Raw genomic sequence first — 22,881 nt, 5'->3', positions numbered from 1 at the left:
AAACGGCGTGATTCAAACCTGTTTATCAATCATCGCCCGACGAGGAGAAACCTGACGCGTTAAGCCCCAAAACCATTCGTCGCCAGCCCCGCACTCATCACGCCGCCCCTCGCTCAAAAGCTGCATGACCAAAACCATCAACGCCCAAGACTTGCACATCGACCTGCATCCGCTGAACGAATCAGCGCTGTTCAAATGGCTGCTCGCCAGTTTCCTGATGGGCAAACGCATCCAGGCCGACATCGCCGCCGAAGCCTACCGAGTGATCGTTGAACGACACCAGCGCGATACGCCGCGCAAACTCGGCCATTGCACCCACCGCGAGCTGGTGCGGATGCTCGGCCAGGCGCATTACGTGCGTTACGACGAAACCACCGCCGAACGCTTGCTGGCCCTGGCCGCCAGACTGAATGACGAATATGCCGGGCGGGTAATGAACATGGTCGAGGCGAGCGCCGACCGCCAGGACTTCGAAAAGCGTTTGCAAGCCTTCGAAGGGATCGGCCCGAAAACCGTGGAAATCTTCATGCGTGAAGCGGGCAAGGTGCTGTTTTGAATGTGTCGTCGATCTTCATCGGTTGCGCGGGTTGGAGCCTGCCCCGGCAGCACTGGCCGGCCTTTCCGGAGCAGGGCACTCATCTGCAACGTTATGCCGCGCTGCTCAATGGCGTGGAAATCAACAGCTCCTTCTACCGTCCGCACAAACTGCAAACCTATGCCCGTTGGGCCGAGTCGGTGGCGGACAGATTTCGCTTCTGCGTGAAGATACCGAAATCGATCAGCCATGAGCGACGCCTGCGGGACTGTGAACCTGAGCTCGACGCCTTTCTCGAGCAGTGTTCGGGACTGGGTGATCGCCTGGGTTGCCTGCTGCTGCAGTTGCCACCGTCGCTGGCGTTTGACGAAGCGGTTGCCGAGGCGTTTTTCATCGGCTTGCGCCAGCGCTATTCCGGGGCCGTGGTGCTGGAGCCGCGCCACGAATCCTGGACCGCCGCCGAACTGTTGTTGATGGCGTATCGCATCGCGCAAGCGGTGGTCGATCCCTCGCGAATCAGCACCGACACGGCTCCGTGCGGCTGGCCGGGCGTGCGCTACTGGCGGCTGCACGGTTCGCCACGGATTTATCACAGCCCCTACGACTCGGCGTATCTGGAAACGCTCGCCGGCGATTTGCAGGTGGCGGCTGTCGACGGCGTCGACACCTGGTGCATTTTCGACAACACCGCCAGCGGCGCGGCACTCGGCAATGCGCTGGAACTGCGGCGGATACTGGCGCAGGGCTGACACACCGCGTCGGGACTTCCCACCGCCGACCGGGTCTGTAAACTGGCCGCCCGAAACGGCGCGCGATGGCGCCGTCCTCACTGCCAGCGAAGGACTTTCCCATGGCCAACCAAGACATCACTTACACCCCGGACCCGGATGCAGACTCAATCTCTTCGGACGTGACCGAATTCAACGGCATCCTGATGTCGACCCAGATTCCGACCCGTGCCGACGGCAGCCTGGAACTGGGCGACATCATCGCGCAAAGCGAATGCACGTTGCAGGCGCTGAAAGTGGCGCTGGAAAAGGCCGGCAGCTCAATGGATCGCGTGTTGCACCTGACCATTTATCTGACCGATATGGCTGATCGCGCTGCGTTCAACGAGGTGTACAAGCGCTACTTCGCCAAGCCATGGCCGGTGCGTGCGGCGGTGGGCGTGGCGGCGCTGGCGGTTGAGGGGATGAAGGTGGAAGTGACTGCGATGGCCGCCAAGGCCTGACTTCAGCACAGCTGCTCCCCGCAGGAGCAGGTGTTCCAAGTCAGTCATTCATTGCTGCTGTATTGTGCCGGCGTTTTTACGGGCAAACTTCCCTACAGACCAGCGCAGCCAATACGGCCGCTCCGAGCCTGGCTGCGCTTCGAACTTTCTATTAAGGCTATTTATCGTCCAGTGGGCCGGTGGCATTTAGAAAAAGTTGTGCGTTTTTCACATGGTATTCGACGCCTTCATAAATAACATACATTTCAAAATTCGCTTCAATAGTGTTGCTGATCCTGTCTCTTTTGAACGTAACCTTACCCTTAAAACCCGACACATTATAAAAGCCTGCTGTTAGGTGGCCCGATACAACGCCAGTACCTTCGCGCTCTATTTTGTATGTACCGTCTTCCAGCGTTTTGGGGATTATGAGCCCGAGCTGTACGTGTTCCTCAGTTGGCAGGCTACGACCCAGGACACTTAAAAATTCTGGAACTAACGAAGCATAGATGAATGTGCCAGCTGAAAACTTTTCCCCTACGCCCGGAATGGGTGGACTGAACGTTGCCTCGCAATAATTGTTCATTACTGAATGTGCGTCACCGGCCGTCATGTCTTTTTCATTAATATTTAATGCTTTGTAAATTTCAGTGTTCATTATCGAAATCCTTTTTTATGAATCGAAAAATGGAAAAGGCACTGCAATACGCTGGAATACCTGGCGAAAAGAGTGCTTCATATAAGCCGACCCAACAACTGACAGAACTTACAGTTATGCCATTCCCGAAACTGTGCTAGTGACTTTATGCATCACATCGCCCCATGGGTGCCGGTCAGGCCGTTCGCAGGTACAATGCGCGCCTCGACCGTGACAGCCTGACTAAAAAAACATATGTCCTTGCCCAAACATCACCTGGAACTGCTCAGCCCCGCCCGTGACGTGGCCATCGCCCGCGAGGCCATCCTGCATGGCGCCGACGCGGTGTACATCGGCGGCCCGAGCTTCGGCGCGCGCCATAACGCGTGCAACGAGGTGAGCGAAATTGCCGAACTGGTGGAATTTGCCCGTCGCTATCACGCGCGCATCTTCACCACCATCAACACCATCCTGCACGACAACGAACTGGAGCCGGCGCGCAAGCTGATCCATCAGTTGTACGACGCCGGCGTCGATGCGCTGATCGTCCAGGACCTGGGCGTGATGGAGCTGGACATTCCACCCATCGAGCTGCACGCCAGCACCCAGACCGACATCCGCACCCTTGAGCGGGCGAAGTTCCTCGATCAGGCCGGTTTCTCGCAACTGGTACTGGCCCGTGAACTGAACCTCAAGGAAATCCGCGCGATCGCCGATGAAACCGATGCCGCCATCGAGTTCTTCATCCACGGCGCGTTGTGCGTGGCGTTTTCCGGTCAGTGCAACATTTCCCACGCGCAGACTGGGCGCAGTGCCAACCGGGGCGACTGCTCCCAGGCCTGCCGTCTGCCGTACACCCTGAAAGACGAAAAGGGTGGCGTGATCGCCTACGAAAAACACCTGCTGTCGATGAAGGACAACAACCAGAGCGCCAACATCCGCGCGTTGGTTGAGGCCGGTGTGCGTTCGTTCAAGATCGAAGGTCGCTACAAGGACATGGGCTATGTGAAGAACATCACCGCCTATTACCGCCAGCGCCTCGACGATGTGCTCAACGACCGTCCGGACCTGGCCCGCGCCTCCAGCGGCCGCACCGCGCATTTCTTCATGCCGGACCCGGAAAAGACCTTCCACCGGGGCAGCACCGACTACTTCGTCAGCGAGCGCAAGATCGACATCGGCGCCTTCGATTCGCCGACCTTCACCGGTCTGGCGGTGGGCGTGGTCGAGAAAGTCGGCAAGCGTGACATGCAGGTCATCACCCACGAGCCGCTGTCCAACGGCGACGGCCTCAACGTGCTGGTCAAGCGCGAAGTGGTGGGGTTTCGCGCCAACATCGCCGAAGCCAAGGGCGAGTTCGAGGAAGAAGGCGAGAAGCGCTACCGCTACCGCGTCGAGCCGAACGAAATGCCTGAAGGCCTGTACAAGCTGCGCCCGAACCACCCGCTGAACCGCAACCTCGACCACAACTGGCAGCAGGCCTTGCTCAAGACTTCTGCCGAGCGTCGGATCGGCGTGAGCTGGCTGGCGAAGCTGAGTGAAGCGCGTCTGGAACTGACCGTGACCAGCGAAGAGGGCATCAGCGCCAGCGTCGCGCTGGAAGGCCCGTTCGGCGTCGCCAACAAACCGGAACAGGCGCTGGAGACCTTGCACGATCTGCTTGGCCAACTCGGCACCACCGAGTACCACGCGACCTCGATCAAACTGGATGCGCCGCAAGCGTTCTTCATCCCGAACTCGCAGCTCAAGTCGTTGCGCCGCGAAGTGATCGAAGCGCTGACCGCCGCCCGCGTTGCCGCCCACCCGCGCGGTTCGCGCAAGGCCGAGACCACGCCACCGCCGGTGTATCCGGAGGCGCATCTGTCGTTCCTGGCCAACGTCTACAACCAGAAGGCTCGCGACTTCTACCACCGTCACGGCGTGAAGCTGATCGACGCCGCGTACGAGGCCCACGAAGAGGCGGGCGAAGTGCCGGTGATGATCACCAAGCACTGCCTGCGGTTCTCCTTCAACCTGTGCCCGAAACAGGCCAAAGGCGTGACCGGTGTGAAGACCAAGGTCGCGCCGATGCAGCTGATTCACGGCGATGAAGTGCTGACCCTGAAGTTCGACTGCAAACCGTGCGAAATGCACGTGATCGGCAAGATGAAGGGCCACATCCTGAATTTGCCGCAGCCGGGCAGTGTGGTGGGGCATATCAGCCCTGAGGATCTGATGAAAACGATCCCGCGCGCGCCGCACTGATTCAGAGGCAATAAAAAACCGGTGACGAAAGTCACCGGTTTTTTTATGCCTGCCAGAAACTCAACTGGCTTCGTAGCGCGATCCTGTCTGCGGCGCCGCTTCGCCACTCAACGCATCGACCATCGGCGGATGGTCCTGCGCCGCCTGACGCAGATCCTCGGTCACTCGCAGCTCGGCGCCGGTTGGCGAGAACGTCGCTGCCGCCGCAAACGGCGCCGGATTGGCCGGCACCGGGCGCTTGCCACGGCGCCAGAAGAAGAACGTCACCATGCTCAGATTGACCAGCGCGAAGGCCCAGAACAGGCCAGTTTCGCCATGGGCGTTCATCGCCGGCGAGATCAGCAGCGGGCTCATCGCCGAGCCCAGCGAATTAATCAGCAACATGCCCTGAATCATCGGCACCAACGTTTCGACCGGCGCACGGTCGGCAGCGTGGCTGACCGCAACCGGGTACAACGCGAACACGCCGCCGCCCAGCAGGAACAACATCGCCGCGAGCATGGCCGAGGACAGCGGCACCAGCACGATCACCAGCGACAGCACGGTGCACGCGGCGCAGAGCACGGTCAGCACTTGCAGGCGATCCTTGCGGTCGGACCAGCGCCCGACCGGGTATTGCAGCAGCATCGCGCCGAGGATCGTCCAGGCCATCATGCTGCCGACTTCGCCGACGTTCAGGCCGATGCGTTGCAGGTACAGCGGCAGCAGGGTGTAGATCGCCGCGATGGTCACGCCGGAGCCGAAGCACCCGACCAGTCCGGTGGGGGACACACCCAGCAGCGCCCGTGGCTTGAGCGGTTCGACCTGTTCAAGCAGCGGTGAAACCCGCGGCAGGATCACGATCGGCAGCACCGACAGGGTGGCGAGCATGCCGGCGACCATGAACGGCGCGGTGTCGCCCAGCCCGGTGATTTTTCCCAAAAACGCCTGACCCAGCACGCCGGCGCCGTAGAGAACGATCATGTACAACGCGAGCAGACGGCCGCGAATCTTCGCGTCACCGGCCAGCAGCAGCCAGCTCTCGATCACCAGAAACACACCGACCGTGGCCCAGCCGTTGATCAGGCGCAGGACGACCCAGCCCCAGGTGTCATAAAACAGCCCTTGCAGCAGGATGGTCGCGGCGATGAGCGAGGCGAAGCTGCTATAGGCGCGGATATGGCCGATGCGCAGGATCAGCCGGTCGTTGAAGATCGCGCCCAGCGTCAGGCCGATGAAATAGGCCGAGGACACGATGCCGATCATCGTCGCCGATTCGCCGGCAGCGCCCAGGCGCAGGGTGGTCAAAGAAGACAGAAAGCCGTTGCCCAGGGCAACAATGAACAGCCCGAGCAGGGGCGCCAGCGCCATGGCCAGCAAACGCGGTGTCATAAAAACCTCAAGTGATCGAACAGCGGAACGTGCGCCTCTGCGCATGCGAGTGCCAAGCCGAAGTGTGTTGAAGACAAACGACCGCCGAACGGGCAGGACGATTGAGCCTGGCGCACTTCGTGAAAGTGGCCGGCTGTTCAAACCTGAGGGTTGTCATGGCTGCGGGCAGGCGCCGTTCGGGCGACTGCAAGAGGAGGCGCGATTTTAAGCCTTGTGTGGCGTTTGCCAAGGTGCCGGGCCTGCGACGTTGGGACGCAGGCTCGCTGGTATCAGCAGCGATCGCACTGAGGTGCTTGCGTCGTTCGCGAGTAATTTGCTGCGGCGCCGGTTAGCATGGCGGCATAACAACGAAACGATGGACCCCACCTTGATCGAACGACGCCAATTCAGCGGTGGCATGAAGGGCAAGAACCTTCGCTACCTGAACGAGCCCGCCAGCGGGCCGGGACGCATGACCCGCACCGGGTTTGTGCTGCTGGAGCATTTTTCCCTGCCGGCCTTCACCCAGGCGCTGGACACCCTGGTCACCGCCAATCTGCTGCGCCCCGGTCTGTTTTCCACGCGCACCTTCGGCCTCAGCGACGGTGAAGTGATCAGCGACCTGGGGCTGGTGATTCGCCCGGACTCGCGTCTGGAAACCAGCGTGTTGCAGGAACTGGATCTGCTGGTGATCTGCGGCGGTTACCGCACGGAATTGAAGGCGAGCGATGAGCTCATCAACCTGCTGAAAATGGCCGCCGAGGCTGGCGTGATACTGGCCGGGTTGTGGAACGGCGCGTGGTTCCTGGGTCGGGCAGGGGTGCTGGAAGGCTATCGCTGTGCGATTCACCCGGAGCATCGACCGGCGCTGGCAGAGATTTCCAAGGCGACGCAGGTCAGCAGCGAACCCTACGTGATCGACCGCGACCGGTTGACCGCGTCCAGTCCGTCCGGCGCGTTCCACATGGCGCTGGACTGGATCAAGGGCCTGCACGACAAGGCGCTGGTCGAAGGCATCGAAGACATTCTGGCGTTCGAGGAATCCCGTTACCGGCGGATCAAACCGACCGAGAACCTCTGCGTCAGCGCGCCGTTGCGTGAAGTGGTGAAGCTGATGGACGCCAATCTGGAGGAACCGCTGGAGCTGGAACAACTGGCGGTGTATGCCGGGCGTTCCCGGCGTCAACTGGAGCGGCTGTTCAAGGAACAACTGGGCACCACGCCGCAGCGTTATTACATGGAACTGCGCATCACCGAGGCTCGGCGCCTGCTGCAACACACCGAGCTGTCCCAAGTGGACGTGCTGGTGGCCTGCGGATTCGTTTCGCCGAGTCATTTCAGCAAGTGCTACAGCGCCTATTTCGGTTATCGCCCGTCCAAAGAAAAACGGCTCGTCAAATGACGAGCCGTTCGGCGTGCCGCTTCAGAGGTGATCGGCGTCGATGATCGCCTGAGCGAAGGCTTTCGGGTCTTCCTGCGGCAGGTTGTGCCCGATGCCGCCGTTGATCAGGCGGAACTGGTATTTGCCGGTGAAGCGTTTGGCGTAATCCTCGGGCGCCGGGTGCGGTGCGCCGTTGGCATCGCCTTCGAGGGTGATGGTCGGCACGCTGATCGAAGGCGCGGTGGCGAGTTTCTGTTCCAGCGCATCGTACTGTTTTTCACCCTGCACCAGGCCCAGACGCCAGCGGTAGTTGAACACGGTGATCGCGACGTGATCCGGGTTCTGCAACGCCTTGGCGCTGCGGTCGAAGGTGGCGTCGTCGAACGCCCATTTCGGTGACGCCAGTTGCCAGATCAGCTTGGCGAAATCATGGGTGTTCCTGGTGTAGCCCGCCTCACCACGGTCAGTGGCGAAGTAGAACTGATACCACCATTGCAGTTCGGCCTTGGGCGGCAGCGGATTCTTGCCGGCGGCCTGATTGCCGATCAGGTAACCGCTGACCGAGACCAGCGCCTTGACCCGCTCCGGCCACAGCGCCGAAACGATGTCTGCCGATCGCGCGCCCCAGTCGTAGCCACCGAGCACGGCTTGCTTGATCTTCAGCGCATCCATGAAATCGATCACGTCACTGGCCAGCGCCGCCGGTTGGCCGTTGCGCACAGTCTTTTCAGATAGGAAATGCGTGTCGCCATAACCCCGGGCGTACGGCATCAGCACCCGATAACCCTTGGCCGCCAGCAGCGGCGCGACGTCGTCGTAGCTGTGAATGTCATACGGCCAGCCGTGCAGCAGAATCACCACCGGGCCATTGGCCGGGCCGGTTTCGGCGTAGGCCACGTCCAATACGCCGGCCTTCACGTGCTTGAGCGGGCCGAATGGCAGGTCAGCCGTGACGCTGGCGGCTGCGGTCTTGATCGGCTCGGGTGCTGCGGTTTGCGCTTGAGCGAAGGCGCCAAACTGCAGCAGCGCAGTGGCGAGAAGCGACAGGCCCAGCAGACGGTGACGGTTTTTCCCGGTGGTGACGGTAGCGTGTGGTGCGTGCTTCATGGCAAGTCTCCTTATGATCGGCGAGGGCCGGGTTCTGGCTGAACCCTTCGAATCTGGAGCCCATTAAAGACTGGCCACGTATCTGCGCTGTTTCCGTTTTCATCAGCTGATGCGCGGGCATGTATCCGGGAGGCGTTCGTACACACTGCGATACAAACCAGCGGCCAACAAAAAGCCCCGAATGTTCGGGGCTCTTGCTTGCCTTGGGCTTCAGGCCTGCGTGACGTGCTTGGGCCCGGCCAGCGCCCAGGCGATCAGCCCGAACAGCGGCACAAACACGATCAATACGATCCAGACACCTTTGTTGCTGGCTTTCCCCCCACTCTTGCGCACCCGGTTGATCGCCCACAATTCGATGAGCAAAAGCACGACGGCCAGTACGATCCACGTGGTTTCAATTTGCATGAGCTACCTCCTGATGGTCTTTGGCTTAGGCGGGCCGTGACACTCAGGGTTCATTAAATTTACTGGATGGCCTGCCTGGCTCACGTGCACAAATGTTCTAAACCCATCGGCAAAGTCGCGGTAACGTAGACGTCCTTGACGAACAACCACTGCCTTCGGAGCCTTGCGTGGACAAACGCAACTGGATCGACTTGTCTCAGGATGCCGACACCGGGATCGAGTCGATTCGTGCCCATTTCCAGGGGCATGCCTACGATCCGCACTGGCATGACAGCTTTCTGGTGGGCGTCACCGAGCAGGGTGTGCAGCAGTTTCATTGCCGGCGCGTGCGCCATCTGAGTACGCCGGGCAAGATTTTCATGCTGGAACCGGGGGAGATCCACGACGGGCACGCGCCGACGGAGGAGGGTTTCACCTATTCCATGCTCTACCTCGACCCGCACTGGCTGGAGCGCGAATTGCGCGTGCTGTTCGAGCATGCGCCGGACAACAGCCAGCTCGGGTTCACCGATACCCTGAGCCAGGATTCGCGCCTGTCCACGGCCATCAATCAGGCCTTCAACGCCCTGCATCAAGGCGACTTGCGCATCGTGCGCCAGACCGCCATCGACACCTTGCTCGGTGCGCTGACGTCCCACCTCGACTGGCGTAAGCGCCAGCCGTTCGATCCGCGCCTGCCATGGGTGGCCCAGGTGGCGCGGGATTATCTGCATGGGCACGCCTTCGAGGACATCGGGCTGGACGACCTGGCCCAGACCTGCGGGGTCGATCGCTTTCGTCTGACCCGTGCATTCAAGGCCGCTTTCGGACTGGCGCCGCATGCGTATCTGATCCAGTTGCGCCTGGCCCGCGCCCGCCAGTTGCTGGCGCGCGGCGAAACACCCGCGACCGTCGCCAGCGCCCTTGGTTTCGCCGATCAAAGCCATCTCGGGCGCTGGTTTCGCCGTGCCTATCACCTGACGCCGGCGGACTACCGCAAGCGCTGCTCAAACCTTCCAGACTGAACCCCCGCGCAACCGCGACCATGGCCTCCTGTTTTGATTCGGGAGTCCTGTCATGGAATCGTTGCTGCCTTTTCTGCTGTTTTCCTTCGTCGCCTCGATCACCCCGGGGCCGACCAATATTCTGGTGATGAGCCACAGCTCGCGGCGCGGTCTGACGGCCACCGTGCCGATCATCTTCGGCGCGTGTGTGTCGGCGGCGTTGGTGGTGCTGGTGGTCGGACTCGGCGTGGGGGAAACCTTGCTGCGCTATCCCCGTGTCCAGCAGGCGATGGCCTGGGCCGGGGTGTTGTGGCTGAGCTGGCTGGCGTGGCAGATCTTTCGCAGCACGCCGCCGTCGCTGGAGTCTTCAACGTCGAGTGACGAAGGCTTCAACGTATTCGGCGCCGCCGGCCTGCAATTGATCAATCCCAAGGTGTGGATGATGGCCGTGGCGGTGGTGAGTGTGTTTGGCGGCAACGGCGACGACAGCGCGCGGATGCTGCTGTTGTCGGCGGTTTTTCTAATGGTCTGCCTGCCGTGCATGACGGCGTGGGCGCTACTGGGCGTGGGCAGTGCGCGGTTTTTTGGCTCGCCACGGGCATTGCGGCGCATGAATGCCGGGCTGGCGTTTTTGTTGTTGCTGTCGGCCTGGTTGGCGGTGTTGGTGTAGATCGGTTCAGATATCAGTCGGTAAAGAGCGCAACCCTGTCACTCTGGATAAGGCCGCTGGCGGCCAGCGCTCTGAGCCGTTGCACCAACGCGTTGCGCTGGTCTTTTGAGGTGACCGGGTCGACCGCCTGATACTGACGATCGCACCAGAGATCCACCTGCCGCAGCCAGAATGTCTCGATCACGGGTTCTGCTTCCAGCCGTTTCAACAGATAGGCGACCTGCTGCCAACTCGACATCAAGTGCAAGATTGCCCGGCTGCGTTGCGGGGGCAGGTCATGCCATTCGCAATCCAGTTTCGCGGCGACCCCGGCATTCAGCGCGGCCCAGGGCTGCTTGTCTGTTAGCGCGTAGGCGGCGAGGTACACTTTTTCCGAAGAATCACCCAACGCCCCGAGCATCAGCGGCAGATCTTCGTCGCCCAGCAGGCGAACCGCAGCCTGCCGCACAGAGGGATAGATCGAGCTCAGCGCTTCAGTAAGCCAGTGCTTCTGGAGTCTGATTTCCAGCTCGGCAGCCAGGCCCAGTACGCCAAGCCATTCGCGTTTGCGGGTGGGGAAATCCTGACTGAGTCGCTGCGCCAGTACCTCAGGTGCATCGACGCCGTGACGAGGTGCAGCCCAACGCGCCAGGCTGCGGATCGAGGGCGAAGGATCGAGTAAAGCCATCCGCAACAGTTGGCCTGGATCATCAGACAAGGGAAGGAGCGCGCGGAGTATGTTGACACGCACCTTGGCACCCGGCCGCGACAGGGCCTCAATCAGCAAAGGCGAGGCCTGCGCTGGCGATAGATCCTGACAGACCGACACCGCAGCTAGCCTTACAGTCAGCTCCCGATGGGCCAGGGCGCTACGCAGGAGTCTCTCCGGGTCGAAATCCGTTTCCAGCAGCAAACTGAACAGGTAGCGCGCGGCTTTGCCTTGCCGCGTGAGAAAGTTTGCGAAAACCTTATCGCGGATTTCCGGTGATTGAAGAACAGTGCGTGCGGCGGTGTAGGTGGGGGCATGGTCAACCCGCTGCCGCGCCGCCAGCGCCATGATCGAGTCCAGCGCATACAGCAACGCAGGCGCCTGAGCGGGGTTCAGGTAGTTGTTCAGCCCGGACAGCGCCAGATCGCGAATCTGCGGCACCCAATCGTTGAGTCGTTCTATCAGGGCTACAAGCGCTTCTGGAGAACAGTCGCGAATGAGTTCTCTCACGGCGACTTCGCGGACGAAGCCGTTGTAGTGGGTGCTGAGTTCTATCCACGTACCGCTGCCGTTGGCATTCGCGAGCAGTTCCAGCGCTTCGTTGCGCCGGTGCTCCGCCCATGTGGGCTCGGTCACGGGTTTGTTTCTCAGCCGGTCCAGCCAGTCCTTTGGAGATGTCACGCGATGATCCTTTCTGTAGTTGTCCGGGTGCAGGGTGGCCACTTTACTAATTCTGCGGTCGCAGGCGTAGAGCCCTCTTGAATTCAACGCGTTATCCGACACAATCGCGTCCTGGTCCGGCTGGAGGGCGAGTTAACGGTGAATAACGAACAGCAAGACCTGGTGATCGATCTCGCTTTGAAAAGAGTGTCGCGGGAGACATTCCTCGAGTTGTTTTTTTCGGGAGGCGATATCCCCGAAAACTATGTACGTCAGGAACTGGAGACAGCACTTGGCGACAAGGACGCCGATAGCGTTGAGTGTGCGCTGACGTTTGGTTATCTGTTTTCGTTGCCAGCAGACTGTTCAAATGTATTGAGTCGCCTGTTGGGTGAGCGCTGGCACACGCGGCATGAAGATATCGCCAGTGCCTTGCAGATTCTCAAATGTCCGGCGTCGGTCGATAGTCTGTTCGAGGCCGCATTGGCGGAGTATTCCTATATCGGCTCCGAATACGCTTTGGGGGTCAAATGCATCCATGCGTTGTGTGATATCGGAACTGACAACGCCAGGGAAAAGCTGCGGATTCTGGCGCAGGGGGAAAATCCTGTTCTGGCCGAGCGGGCCGGCCGGCTCCTGGCAACTATCGGCAGTTGAGGAGAAGCGCGGATCGATCAAAGTGATTTGGTCGCAGACATTTGAATTCCCCGGCGTATCCCCCCAGAATCGCGCCCCGATCCGGCCACCAGTGCCAGGCGTTCAGAGTGAAAGGGGTTGCGGTTGAACGAACAGACATTGTCCCTGCGCCTGGAGCGGGTGGCGGCGCATGTGCCCGCCGGTGCGCGGCTGGCCGATATCGGCTCGGATCACGGCTACCTGCCGGTGGCCCTGATGCGCCGTGGCGCGATCACGGCGGCGGTGGCGGGTGAGATGGCTGTGACGCCGTTCCGTTCGGCGCAACGCACCGTGCGCGAAAACGATCTTGAGCAGCAGATCACCGTGCGCCTGGCCAATGGCTTGATGGCTGTCGATCCTGTCGACGGGATCACGGCAATTACCGTGTGCGGCATGGGCGGCGAGACCATCCGAGACATCCTCGAAGCCGGCAAGGCACGCCTCAGCGGCCGCGAACGGCTGATCCTGCAACCCAACGGCGGCGAGCAACCGCTGCGCCAATGGCTGATGGACAACGACTACCGAATCCTCTGTGAGGAAATCCTTCGGGAGAACCGCTTCGACTACGAAGTCATCGTGGCCGAGCGGGGCGGGCCGGTTTCCTATACCGCCGAGGAACTGTACTTCGGGCCGCTGCAGTTGCAGGCGCGCAGTCCGGCGTTTGTCAGTAAGTGGCAGCACCGGCTGCGGCACAAGCAGCAGACGCTGGCTCATTTTGGACGGGCTCGGCATGCCGTTTGTGAACACAAGGTGCAGGAGCTGACGCAGCAGGTGCGCTGGATTACTGACGTGCTGGGGTGAAGCAGGCCCAACGCTGATATCATCCAACAACTTTCAAGCAGGCCAAAACACCATGAACCGTCAGAAAAAACTGCAACAGCTCTTCAAAGAAAAATCCAGAAAGGCCAACGCCAAACTGGCACCCAAGAGCAACAAGCCGAAGTACATCAGCAAGGCTGATCGCCTGAAGCTCGAGGCGCAAGCGGCTCCAGAGTCGATTGAAACCCCTGAGGCCTGATCAGGCAGGCGCGCAGCAGGTTTTACCTCAGGTACTCGGCGGCTTCGCCAGCTCAATCCCCGCCGCCCCCAGCCGCTTGAGAATCTCGAACAGCAAATCACTCTTGGTCGTCCCGACAATCCTCGGGCTCGCCACATACCCGGTCACCGTCAACGTAATCCCGTCCGGCGTCAGCTTGCTGAAGCGCACGAACGGCGCCGGTTTTTCGAGGATGGTTTCGTGTTCCTTGTAGGTGTCGAAGAGCAGGTTCTGCACCTGTTCGGGGTCGATATCCAGCGGGAACATCAGCTCCAGCGTCGCCACGCCCTGGGCGCTGCCGCCGAGGGTGACGTTGCGCAGGTTCTGCGAGATCAACTGCGAGTTGGGCACGATCACGATCGAGCGGTCGCTGAGCTGGATCTCGGTGGCGCGCACGTTGATCCGGCGGATGTCGCCCTCGACGCCGCTGATGCTGATCAGGTCGCCGACCTTGACCGGGCGTTCGGTGAGCAGGATCAGCCCGGAGACGAAGTTCTTCACGATCTCCTGCAAGCCGAAGCCGATGCCCACCGACAGGGCGCTGACGATCCACGCCAGGTTGGTCCATTGCACCCCCAGCGATGACAGGGTCAGCAGGATCACCACCGCATAACCGATGTTGGAAAACAGCGTGCTGAGCGAGGCGCACATGCCCGGGTCCATGTCGGTCTTGGGCAGGAACTCGTTGTCGAGCCAGCGGCGCAGGGCGCGGATCAGGTAGATGCCGATCAGCAGCGCCAGCACCGCGTTGAGCAAATGGCCGGGGACGATGTTCAGTTTGCGCAGGCCGGCGCCGCCGAGGATCGTGCCGATGTTGTTGGCCAGTTGGCCCAGGGTGGTGCCGATCCCGCCGACGAACAGGGTGATGACCGCCAGCAGCAACAGCGCGGCTCGACCGAAACCGGCCAGCAGCGTTGAGGCCTGCTCAAGGCGTCGGTCGCCGACACCCAGCAGCTGTTTCAGCGCCTTGCCGCTGGAATGGCGGGGTGAGAAGAAATACTCGCAGCTGTCCTTGAGCAACTGCATCAGCAGGTAAAACCCGGAAAACACGATAAACGCCCACACCAGTTCATAGGTGATGAACCGCGCCAGCGATACGTAACCCGTGAGCAGGGCGCCGAACGACAGCACCATAGCCAGGGTGGCAACGGTGTAAACCACCCCGGCGAAGGTGTTGCCCGCCACTTGGGTGTCACCGGCTGCGGCCAGTGTTTTGCGCACCCTGCCGACGCGCATCAGCAGCGTGGTGACGATGCCCAGCACCGCCAGCGCAATGATGCCCCGGCCTGCGAGCACAATCTGACTGCTCATGCCGGCGGCATTGCTGACTTGCACCGCCGTCACCAGCACCAGCAGCGTTGCGGCGAGGAACCGCGCGTAGGGATGCAGCGCGAGCGCCACCGGGTCAGCCACCGCCGGCAGTCGCCAGGACGGATGCTCGGTCGAGAGCAACGCGCGGCTGAGCCCTGTGATCAGCACGCAGGCATAAACCACTTTCCCGAACTCATCGGAAAATGTCGCCAGCATCGGCGGCAACGGCACGTGACGGGTGCAGGCGTAATAGAGCAGTTGCAGGGCGATGGCGGTGGTCGCGAGAGTCGCCAGCGCCGAGGCGAACGCCAGCGAACTGCGGCGCAGTCGACCCTCCGGCATGCGGTGAATGCACACCCACGCCAGCCAGCGATCGGCCAGCCGCCGGCCCAGCGTCCAGACGATAAAGGCCAGTACCACCAGCAGGGCGGTGTAAAAGCGCTGACCCGGTTGCCAGGCTTCGGCGCCGGTCTGTTGCACTTGATCGACGAAAGAGCGCAGACGCTGGCGATCATCCGCCGACGGATTGACAAGGGGCGCCCAGAAGCCGGGATTCAGAATGCTGTGGGTGCTGAGCGTCAGTTCGCTTTCGAGCAAGGTGCGGCGGATACCGGCGATCTGGGTGATCAGCTCCGTGGCGCTTTGCTTGAGGGTGGCGAGGTTCTTCAGCGCCGTATCGACTTTGGTTTTCTGCTCGATCAACGTCGCCCGTTGCGCGGCGATATCGGCTTGTTCGGCAGCGACCGCTTCGGCCGGCGCGGCACCGAGCACGCCCAGTTGCACGGTCAGTTGCGCCTGCTGCGGCAACAGCGACGCGGACAGCCGATCGATGTCCAGAATGAACGTCTGCACCCGGTCCTGCGGGCCTTCGAGCTGGTTGTAATTGTTGGCGGACGAGATCTGCTGCTTGAGGCCGTCGAGGCGCAGTTGAAGGGCTTGCAGATCGCTTTGCGTGACGCCGGGGAGCGGGGCGCCGACATCGGGCGTGCCGGGCAGGTCGGCGGCCGACACCATCGAGACACCCGGACAGAGCAGCGTCAGGGTGATGAACATCAATGACTTCAATGCATTACGCATGGGACTGGGCGATTCCGGTTGATCACACAAACATTGAGGTTAGGTGATGGGGCCGGAGGGCGCGGAAAAGTTTCGGTGACCCGGGCGACGGGCCACCGTTCGCGGCGTTGCGGTTATTCAGATCGAGCGCTGATTGACCCGCTGCATCAATTCCTCCGCCGATTCCTTGCGCTCGGAATAACGATCCACCAGATCCGGGCGATCACGCAGCAACAGCGTGAACTTCACCAACTCTTCCATCACGTCCACCACCCGGTCGTACAGCGCCGAGGGTTTCATGCGGTTGCCTTCGTCGAATTCCAGATAAGCCTTGGGCACCGATGACTGATTGGGGATGGTGAACATGCGCATCCAGCGGCCCAGCACGCGCAGTTGATTGACCACGTTGAACGACTGCGAACCGCCGCAGACCTGCATCACCGCGAGGGTCTTGCCCTGGGTCGGACGCACCGCGCCAAGGGCCAGCGGCACCCAGTCGATCTGCGCCTTGAACACTGCCGACATTGCACCGTGGCGTTCCGGTGAACACCAGACCTGGCCTTCGGACCATTGCATCAGCTCGAGCAGTTCCTGGACTTTCGGGTGATCGCCCGGCGCATCGTCCGGCAGCGGCAGGCCGGAAGGATTGAAGATCCGCGTCTCGGCACCGAAGTGCTCCAGCAGGCGGGCGGCTTCTTCGACCAGCAAGCGGCTGAAGGAGCGCGGTCGGGTCGAGCCGTAAAGCAGCAGGATGCGCGGCTTGTGCGCGCCTTCGTCACGCGTGGTTGTTTGAACCAGTGAAGGGTCGAGGTTGGGCAAATCGGTCATGTCGGCTCCGGTTACAGCGCGCTGATACGGTCGAGCTCGCGCTTGAGGGCATCACGGTCAAGTTGGGCGAAGGGCAGGGCGAGGAAGGCTCGGCAGCGGGTTTCGATGCGGGCGAGGGTGGCGCGGAAGGCGGCATCGATGGTCCGTTCATCGCCGACCACATCCGATGGATCTTCCAGCCCCCAATGAGTTTTAAGGGCCGGGCCGAAGTACACCGGGCAGGCCTCACCGGCGGCCTTGTCGCAGACGGTGATGACGATATCCGGCGGGTTGTCCTCGAAGGCCTCGTTGCCCTTGCTGCTCAACCCGGCGATGGAAATGCCGGCCGCCTGCAACATGGTCAGGCTGCGCGGCAGCACCTGGCCCTTGGGGAAACTGCCGGCGCTGACTGCTTCGAAACCGGCCGGCGCCAGATGGTTGAACATCGCTTCCGACAGGATGCTGCGGCAGCTGTTGGCGGTGCACATGAATAGAACTCGCATTTTCGATCCTCAGCAGCAGGCAGACGTATTGAGCGGGCGATCGCCCATAGCCGCCAGCCGTGCGCTGTTTTCTTCCAGCCAGGCGGTGTTGGCGGCCAATGTGGTTTCAAGCAGCGTGCGAATCCATGTCGGCAAATCAGGGTTGAGCCGGTAATAAACCCACTGGCCTTGACGGCGATCCAGCAATAGACCGCAGGTGCGCAATTGCGCGAGATGGCGGGAGATTTTCGGCTGACTGTCGTCCAGCGCGCAGACCAGCTCGCAGACACACAACTCACCCTCACGGGTGATCAGCAGCGTGGCCCGGGCGCGGGTTTCGTCGGCAAGGCATTTGAAAACGGAGGCGGGGGTGAGCATGACGATGCCTTGAGTACATATGGTTGTCCGAATATACGGATATCCATATGTAATGGGCAAGCCTCGAGTTTGATGAAGGCGGCAGCTCTCGACCGAAGATTTGTTTAGCGCAGGCGCTTCAACGCTTACTGAACGCCAGCCGCGCAGCAAACAACACGAAAATCATCCCGGTGGTGCGATCCATCCAGCGAATGACCTTCTCCCGGCGCAGAAACCCGGACAGCGGCTGCGTCGCGCCAATCAACACCAGCGACCAGATCAGCCCGAGCACCACATGAATGCTCACCAGCCCGAATGTCCACGGCACCAGCGGCTGACCTTGCGGAATGAACTGCGGCAGGAACGACACGTAGAAAATCCCGATCTTCGGATTCAGCACATTCCCCAGCATGCCCTTGAAAAAACAGTTCGCCCCCGGTTTGCCATCGGCCTCGGCCGGTGCCAGCGAACGGCGAGGGCGCAGCAGCATGTTCAACCCCAGCCACCCCAGATACGCCGCGCCGCAATACTTCAACAGGTTGTAGGCCAGCTCCGACACCGCAATCAACGCCCCCAACCCAAACGCCACCGCCGCGCCCCACAACAGACAACCGGCATTGATCCCCAACGCCGCGCGCAACGCTTGCTGCTTGCCCTCGACGGTGGCGGTGCGCAGCACCAGTGCGGTGTCGAGGCCGGGTGTCAGGGTCAACAGCGTGGCGGCGAGGGTGAAGGCGAGGAGGTTGTCGGCGATGGACATGGTGCGTGGGTTCCCTGTTCTGGATGCGGGAACGGTAGCGATTTCAGGCGGGGGGATCCAGCAGTGAAATCAGGCGCGGTTCGATGCGGTCGGGTTGTATCTCGAGGATCGCCAGCGTGACCGGCAATTTGAAACGCCGAGGGCCGGCGCTGCCGGGGTTGACGTAGAGACGGTCACCGCGCCATTCGATGCGGGGTTTGTGGGAGTGGCCGGTGATGATGAGCTTGATGCCCGGATCGAGATCGGCGGGGACGTCGGCGATGTCGTGGACGAGGAGGGTTGGCCAGCCGTTGAGGGTGAAGGTCAGGAGGCCGGGGAGGTTTTCGGCCCACGGGCTGTTGAGGTCGTTGTTGCCGCGCACGGCGTGGACGGGGGCGATTTTGGCCAGTTGGGCGAGGATGTCCGGGTTGCCGATGTCGCCGGCGTGGATGATCTGGTCACAGCCCTGGAGCGCGGCGAGGGCTTCGGGGCGGAGGAGGTTGTGGGTGTCGGAGATTAGGGCAGTTTTCATGGGGACTCTACGTTGGTGGTTTGGATGGGAGTGGCTGGTTTCGGCCAAAAGCATTCGGTGGACAGACTAAGGGCAAATAGATTGTGTCCTGCTACCCTCTTTATCGAAGTCGGGCTTGCCGTCATCCCTATCGCGTTATGCCACTGTTGCCCTCCTGTGGGAGTGAGCTTGCTCAAGACGGCTGACTTACAGGCAACACATCTTTCCAGACAAAAAGAACCGCCGTTGCGAATCAACCGGGACGGCGGTTTTTTCATACAGTACACGACCACTCGTCGCAAAACCGCCGTCACCTGTCAGATCTGACAGGTGCGAAATTCATCGTTTAGCGCTCTGATAGCTCCTGCCCGTTCCCACCGCCCAGGAGCCTCAACCGTGACCACTTCAACCCCACCGGACGACACCGTTTTCGTTCTCTATCCGCCAATCGTCAATGGCCAGACCACGCCCGTGGAAGGTGCACATATCGGAGTGCCCTTGGTCGCCTATGATCTGGTCACCGATGGTGAAGGTGCAGTCGTTCTCGTCGATCCGCCGTCGACGGGCACCATGGATCCCGGAGATGTCATGGAGCTTTGGCTTGAGGAGGAACCGGCAGCACTGGACAGCGAAACCATTGTCGATCCGAACGCACGCACCACGCTGCGTATTCCCAAGGGTCGACTACATCCGGACCGGGTCAACAAGCTGTACTACACGATCAGGCGTGGAAGCAGCAATTTAGGGACCTCCACGCCCCCGCTCGAAATGCTCTACAACCGCATCCGTCCCGGCCTGAAGGATCGCCTGACCGACCCCGGTGGCCACTCCGAACTCAAATTGCTACTGCCCGATGAGATCAAGAACGGCGTCGGCCCGGACTTCGTCAGCGCCGAAGTCTGCGTGGCCTACCCGTATTGCCGGGCGTATGACCTCATCACCCTCAAGTGCAATGGCGAACTGCTGGAGCCCAAGCCCAGGGTCAATCCGAATCAGGCGCCGCAACCGCCGAATCCCGGTGACGAAATCCCCATTACCATTTGCTTCACCATCACCCGCGACTATCTGGACAAGGCAAAACGGCTGGATAAAAAGCTGCATTTTTCCTACACCGTCACCGACCAGCTCGGCAACGGCCCGGACACCGATGCACCGTGGTCGCCGGTACAGACGGTGGATGAGGATCTGGATGGCGTCTTACTTCCAATGCCAATTCTGCTTGAACGTAAAGAGGACTATCCCGGTGATGACGCGAGCATCATTGATCTGGAAAAACTGGCGGGTAATCCATTGCTGCTGGTCGTGATCACCAAAGACAACCGCTTTGTGGTGGGTGACGAGATTGTGGCGACCTATACCACTACAGGGCAATCCGACCCCGTGGTAGTCCGGGGCAAAGTCGAAGAGGATCCTTTCATTGGGAAACTGCCCTGTTTCCTTGAAGTGCCCAATGACAAGGTCTTCGCTGGCAGCAAGGTGACTGCGAATTATGAATTGCACAGGCTCACAGTTGGTTTGGTGGGGATTTCCAACACAGCCACCGCAACGGTGACAGGAACCGCTCCGGTCGATCTGGAGCCGCCAACACTGGTGGCACCGGCCGTTGATCCGATTGATGTGCTGGCCTATCCCGACGGGGTGACTGTGCGCATCGAGTATCTTGGCGCACTGAAAGGAGACCGCGCACGACTGGTGGAAGTCAATCCGCCAGCAGGTTCGCCACAGTTTCCGCTGGTGGAGTTCAACAGCAATAAGCGGGTGAACACGGTGTTGAGCCCGGCGTTTCTCTCCGCGCGGCATGGAAAAGTGATCGAGTTTCGCTGGAATTTGAATCGCAATGGTGAACAAGCGGGTAAATCAGATGCGACCAGGGTGACATTGTTGAAGATCGCGGATGGAGATGAGCGGCTACCCTCGCCAAAAATCCCACAGGCACCGGATGACAAAGTGCTGGATTTGAATTCTTTTCAAGGAAACGCTGAGGTTACCGTGCGGCCGTGGACAGGCATCAGCACTGAAAACATTGTGCAACTAACACTTTCGGGGAAAGACAATAACAATAACGACCACACAATCCCGATATTGACCAACCACAAAATAACAGATCCGGAAACAACCTCTGGAATAAAAGAAATACTGACTAGAGAACAACTATCAACCCTGAAGCATGACACTGAATTCAAAGTTTCCTTTGAAGCATTGCCAAGCGCGACCAACAATTTGACGCCCATTGCGTTTCCGACTTTGACTTTAAAGTTATTGAAAAACCCTTTAGTGACTTCAGAGGATTTTGAGACAGCTAGAGAGCAATACATACAGCCTGGCCATGAAGAGAAGCTCCCCAGCATGACCGTTAAGGTAGTAGCAGGACTTTTACACATCTCTCATCTCTCCACTCGTTATGCCCCTCATATAAGCGGAGTGCATTTATTCACGCACCCCAACACCACTATAAGAATCACACTAAACCACCCAGCAAAAAGCATTAGATTCGGCACTGCCTCATGGTATAACATCCCTTCGTCATACAAATGCTATGACGAAAACCTACAGCCAATTAAAACTCAGTCCACCCCACCATATGATGAACAAAGACGAGTATGGGTTAACATTACAGAAGCACCAAATAAAGAAATTAAATTCATAGATATAATCATTGGAGCATCCGCCTCGTACTTGGATAACTTCACAATGTTCCATTGAGCGGCTTCTCCTTTGCAGTCATACCGCTGAGCATTGCGCATGTCGCCATGCTCGGCGCAACGACGAATCCCTAAAGGTCTGATGGGATAGCCCCCAGAGACTGCCACGCGATCTACCAGGCATTTGATGCAGGCGAGTATTGGCACGGCGACGATGACCGGGATGTATGTCCTTGGGAGAAGTGGACGCGGCCTGAGCTGAAGAGAATATTGCGTGAGGTCGACGACGGCGCAAGCGGGCTTTCGAGGTAGGTCCGACTTAAGCCTCGAAAGACTGCTTCTGGCCGAAAGCGATTACTCATAAGCAACTACAGTTAGGCCAAAGTAATCTTTCAGAAGGCCCATACAACTTGAAATCCCTCCAATCATTCAACGCCGTCCGACCTCAAGTCCTTCAAGAGCGTGTGGCGATTCCAAGGCCCGCAGTACTGAGGCAGATGTGCGACAAGGCGGTAGCCGCACCGCCTGTACCAATGCGCCACGCTGTCATCGAGAGTTTCAATAAGTGCGTCACAGCAGCCATGCTCCAGAGCAAGTGCCTCAAGTCTGTGCAAGAGTTCAGTTCCGATACCTTGGCCACGCCATGAAACATCTACCCATAGGTAATTGATAAAAAGACGGCGAAATTCAGTCCGGCCGGTGACGCCGCCGACCAAGTCATCCTCTTCCATCAGCGTACAGGCTATAGGATCCGCACTGCCGCCACGTCCGCGCGACAGATTCTGCCCATGTTGTATGACGCCGTCAGAAACGGCCCGCAGATCCTTCTCGTGAATGTTGCCGGTTGTACGCCATTGCCTCCCCATATCATTTCCTTATGGCCAGTTGTTACTGAGTGGCATGCAAATCAAGTGCCGGTTTTTGCGTATTTGATCGACTGCCATAGCCGCTTTCCGAAGTACACAAATGGCAATCTCCGGCCGATTGCACAGGGTGGCGTTGGATTATATCCAGACGTCGTTCAAGGCCGTTCTTTCGCCATCTTCATGCCCTGTGTTCAAAATACCTCGAGGCTCGATCATCATCAGTTTTGCTTCACCTTTTGCAGCCGTCCGATGTTCAACGCCACGGGGTACCACATACAGTTCACCCGGATTCACATAGACGCAGCCTGCCGGCAGGTCGATGCGCAAAGTGCCTTCCAGGACAAGAAATGCTTCGTCGGTCTCAGGATGTGAGTGCCAGATGAATTCGCCTTCGATTCGCACAACCTTGAACTGGTAGTCATTCATCTCTGCAACAACCCTTGGGCTCCATTGCTGTTCGATGAGTGAAGCCTTACGTGCAAGGTTTACAGGAACTGAAGATGGTTGATGACGGAGCTCTGACATGACG

24 protein-coding genes are annotated in these 22,881 nt (G+C 60.0%); 11 read left to right on the top strand and 13 right to left on the bottom strand.

Annotated elements, in window-relative coordinates:
• Nucleotides 1-124: 124 nt before the first annotated feature.
• From CAF76_RS25850 to CAF76_RS25840, 3 genes are all read left to right on the top strand, one after another.
• Complete coding sequence (locus tag CAF76_RS25850) at nucleotides 125-556, top strand: DNA methylase (protein WP_085649083.1); 432 nt, start codon at nucleotides 125-127, stop codon at nucleotides 554-556.
• Entirely contained in the window at nucleotides 553-1,284 is a 732-nt protein-coding gene (locus tag CAF76_RS25845) for a DUF72 domain-containing protein (protein ID WP_085649082.1), read from the top strand. Before CAF76_RS25850 ends, CAF76_RS25845 begins: the two co-directional genes overlap by 4 nt.
• A gap of 101 nt (nucleotides 1,285-1,385) precedes the next feature.
• Entirely contained in the window at nucleotides 1,386-1,766 is a 381-nt protein-coding gene (locus CAF76_RS25840; RefSeq protein WP_085649081.1) for a RidA family protein, read from the top strand.
• A gap of 157 nt (nucleotides 1,767-1,923) precedes the next feature.
• Here CAF76_RS25840 and CAF76_RS25835 read toward each other — a convergent pair whose 3' ends face one another.
• Nucleotides 1,924-2,403 carry a hypothetical protein gene (locus tag CAF76_RS25835; protein ID WP_085649080.1) on the bottom strand — a complete coding sequence of 160 codons (480 nt, stop codon included), beginning with the start codon at nucleotides 2,401-2,403 and terminating at the stop codon, nucleotides 1,924-1,926.
• Between the two features lie 234 nt (nucleotides 2,404-2,637).
• On the opposite strand from CAF76_RS25835, the gene CAF76_RS25830 reads away from it, so the two are divergent.
• On the top strand, nucleotides 2,638-4,626 hold the full coding sequence (locus tag CAF76_RS25830) for a U32 family peptidase (protein ID WP_085649079.1): 1,989 nt from the start codon (nucleotides 2,638-2,640) through the stop codon (nucleotides 4,624-4,626).
• A 60-nt stretch (nucleotides 4,627-4,686) separates the two neighbouring features.
• Here CAF76_RS25830 and CAF76_RS25825 read toward each other — a convergent pair whose 3' ends face one another.
• Nucleotides 4,687-5,997: an MFS transporter gene (locus CAF76_RS25825; RefSeq protein WP_085649078.1), complete on the bottom strand. Its 1,311-nt coding sequence runs from the start codon at nucleotides 5,995-5,997 to the stop codon at nucleotides 4,687-4,689.
• A 355-nt stretch (nucleotides 5,998-6,352) separates the two neighbouring features.
• On the opposite strand from CAF76_RS25825, the gene CAF76_RS25820 reads away from it, so the two are divergent.
• The gene (locus tag CAF76_RS25820; RefSeq protein ID WP_085611847.1) at nucleotides 6,353-7,378 is read left to right on the top strand and encodes a GlxA family transcriptional regulator; all 1,026 of its coding nucleotides are present in this window, start codon (nucleotides 6,353-6,355) and stop codon (nucleotides 7,376-7,378) included.
• 21 nt (nucleotides 7,379-7,399) lie between these two features.
• Here the strand turns inward: CAF76_RS25820 and CAF76_RS25815 are convergent, their stop codons facing one another.
• The gene (locus CAF76_RS25815; protein WP_085649077.1) at nucleotides 7,400-8,464 is read right to left on the bottom strand and encodes an alpha/beta fold hydrolase; all 1,065 of its coding nucleotides are present in this window, start codon (nucleotides 8,462-8,464) and stop codon (nucleotides 7,400-7,402) included.
• A gap of 210 nt (nucleotides 8,465-8,674) precedes the next feature.
• Nucleotides 8,675-8,869, bottom strand: coding sequence for a PLDc N-terminal domain-containing protein (locus tag CAF76_RS25810; RefSeq protein ID WP_085649076.1), 195 nt, complete (start codon nucleotides 8,867-8,869; stop codon nucleotides 8,675-8,677).
• 167 nt (nucleotides 8,870-9,036) lie between these two features.
• Between CAF76_RS25810 and CAF76_RS25805 the strand changes: the two genes are divergently transcribed.
• Both CAF76_RS25805 and CAF76_RS25800 read left to right on the top strand, forming a co-directional pair.
• Nucleotides 9,037-9,873, top strand: a complete 837-nt coding sequence (locus CAF76_RS25805; protein ID WP_085649075.1) for an AraC family transcriptional regulator — start codon at nucleotides 9,037-9,039, stop codon at nucleotides 9,871-9,873.
• A 52-nt stretch (nucleotides 9,874-9,925) separates the two neighbouring features.
• Entirely contained in the window at nucleotides 9,926-10,522 is a 597-nt protein-coding gene (locus CAF76_RS25800) for a LysE family translocator (RefSeq protein ID WP_064595853.1), read from the top strand.
• A 13-nt stretch (nucleotides 10,523-10,535) separates the two neighbouring features.
• On the opposite strand, the gene CAF76_RS25795 is transcribed toward CAF76_RS25800, so the two are convergent.
• Nucleotides 10,536-11,933 carry a PBS lyase gene (locus CAF76_RS25795; protein ID WP_256579665.1) on the bottom strand — a complete coding sequence of 466 codons (1,398 nt, stop codon included), beginning with the start codon at nucleotides 11,931-11,933 and terminating at the stop codon, nucleotides 10,536-10,538.
• Between the two features lie 96 nt (nucleotides 11,934-12,029).
• Between CAF76_RS25795 and CAF76_RS25790 the strand changes: the two genes are divergently transcribed.
• From CAF76_RS25790 to CAF76_RS25780, 3 genes are all read left to right on the top strand, one after another.
• Nucleotides 12,030-12,527, top strand: coding sequence for a hypothetical protein (locus tag CAF76_RS25790; RefSeq protein WP_085649074.1), 498 nt, complete (start codon nucleotides 12,030-12,032; stop codon nucleotides 12,525-12,527).
• A gap of 123 nt (nucleotides 12,528-12,650) precedes the next feature.
• Nucleotides 12,651-13,346 carry a tRNA (adenine(22)-N(1))-methyltransferase TrmK gene (locus CAF76_RS25785; RefSeq protein WP_085649073.1) on the top strand — a complete coding sequence of 232 codons (696 nt, stop codon included), beginning with the start codon at nucleotides 12,651-12,653 and terminating at the stop codon, nucleotides 13,344-13,346.
• A 52-nt stretch (nucleotides 13,347-13,398) separates the two neighbouring features.
• The gene (locus CAF76_RS25780) at nucleotides 13,399-13,563 is read left to right on the top strand and encodes a DUF2986 domain-containing protein (RefSeq protein ID WP_064595861.1); all 165 of its coding nucleotides are present in this window, start codon (nucleotides 13,399-13,401) and stop codon (nucleotides 13,561-13,563) included.
• Nucleotides 13,564-13,590: 27 nt separating this feature from the next.
• On the opposite strand, the gene CAF76_RS25775 is transcribed toward CAF76_RS25780, so the two are convergent.
• The 6 genes from CAF76_RS25775 to CAF76_RS25750 all read right to left on the bottom strand — a co-directional run bounded on the left by CAF76_RS25775 (nucleotide 13,591) and on the right by CAF76_RS25750 (nucleotide 18,865).
• A complete protein-coding gene (locus CAF76_RS25775) occupies nucleotides 13,591-15,969 on the bottom strand; it encodes a DUF3772 domain-containing protein (RefSeq protein WP_085649072.1) in 2,379 nt (792 codons plus the stop codon).
• A 117-nt stretch (nucleotides 15,970-16,086) separates the two neighbouring features.
• Entirely contained in the window at nucleotides 16,087-16,776 is a 690-nt protein-coding gene (arsH, locus tag CAF76_RS25770) for an arsenical resistance protein ArsH (RefSeq protein ID WP_064595868.1), read from the bottom strand.
• Between the two features lie 11 nt (nucleotides 16,777-16,787).
• Entirely contained in the window at nucleotides 16,788-17,258 is a 471-nt protein-coding gene (locus tag CAF76_RS25765; RefSeq protein ID WP_085649071.1) for an arsenate reductase ArsC, read from the bottom strand.
• Nucleotides 17,259-17,267: 9 nt separating this feature from the next.
• Nucleotides 17,268-17,615 (bottom strand): metalloregulator ArsR/SmtB family transcription factor, encoded by a 348-nt coding sequence (locus CAF76_RS25760; protein ID WP_064595873.1) that lies wholly within the window; start codon nucleotides 17,613-17,615, stop codon nucleotides 17,268-17,270.
• A gap of 118 nt (nucleotides 17,616-17,733) precedes the next feature.
• Entirely contained in the window at nucleotides 17,734-18,354 is a 621-nt protein-coding gene (locus CAF76_RS25755) for a LysE family translocator (protein WP_085649070.1), read from the bottom strand.
• A 43-nt stretch (nucleotides 18,355-18,397) separates the two neighbouring features.
• Nucleotides 18,398-18,865, bottom strand: coding sequence for a metallophosphoesterase family protein (locus CAF76_RS25750; protein WP_085649069.1), 468 nt, complete (start codon nucleotides 18,863-18,865; stop codon nucleotides 18,398-18,400).
• A gap of 375 nt (nucleotides 18,866-19,240) precedes the next feature.
• Here CAF76_RS25750 and CAF76_RS25745 point away from each other — a divergent pair, with 375 nt between their 5' ends.
• On the top strand, nucleotides 19,241-21,547 hold the full coding sequence (locus CAF76_RS25745) for a hypothetical protein (RefSeq protein ID WP_085649068.1): 2,307 nt from the start codon (nucleotides 19,241-19,243) through the stop codon (nucleotides 21,545-21,547).
• A 364-nt stretch (nucleotides 21,548-21,911) separates the two neighbouring features.
• Here the strand turns inward: CAF76_RS25745 and CAF76_RS25740 are convergent, their stop codons facing one another.
• Entirely contained in the window at nucleotides 21,912-22,352 is a 441-nt protein-coding gene (locus tag CAF76_RS25740) for an N-acetyltransferase (RefSeq protein ID WP_085649067.1), read from the bottom strand.
• Nucleotides 22,353-22,490: 138 nt separating this feature from the next.
• Entirely contained in the window at nucleotides 22,491-22,877 is a 387-nt protein-coding gene (locus CAF76_RS25735; protein WP_085649066.1) for a cupin domain-containing protein, read from the bottom strand.
• Nucleotides 22,878-22,881: the final 4 nt, after the last annotated feature.

The sequence above is a fragment of the Pseudomonas sp. B40(2017) genome (assembly GCF_002112855.1).
GTDB lineage: Bacteria > Pseudomonadota > Gammaproteobacteria > Pseudomonadales > Pseudomonadaceae > Aquipseudomonas > Aquipseudomonas pharyngis.
This window is presented reverse-complemented; position numbering and strand designations above follow the sequence as displayed.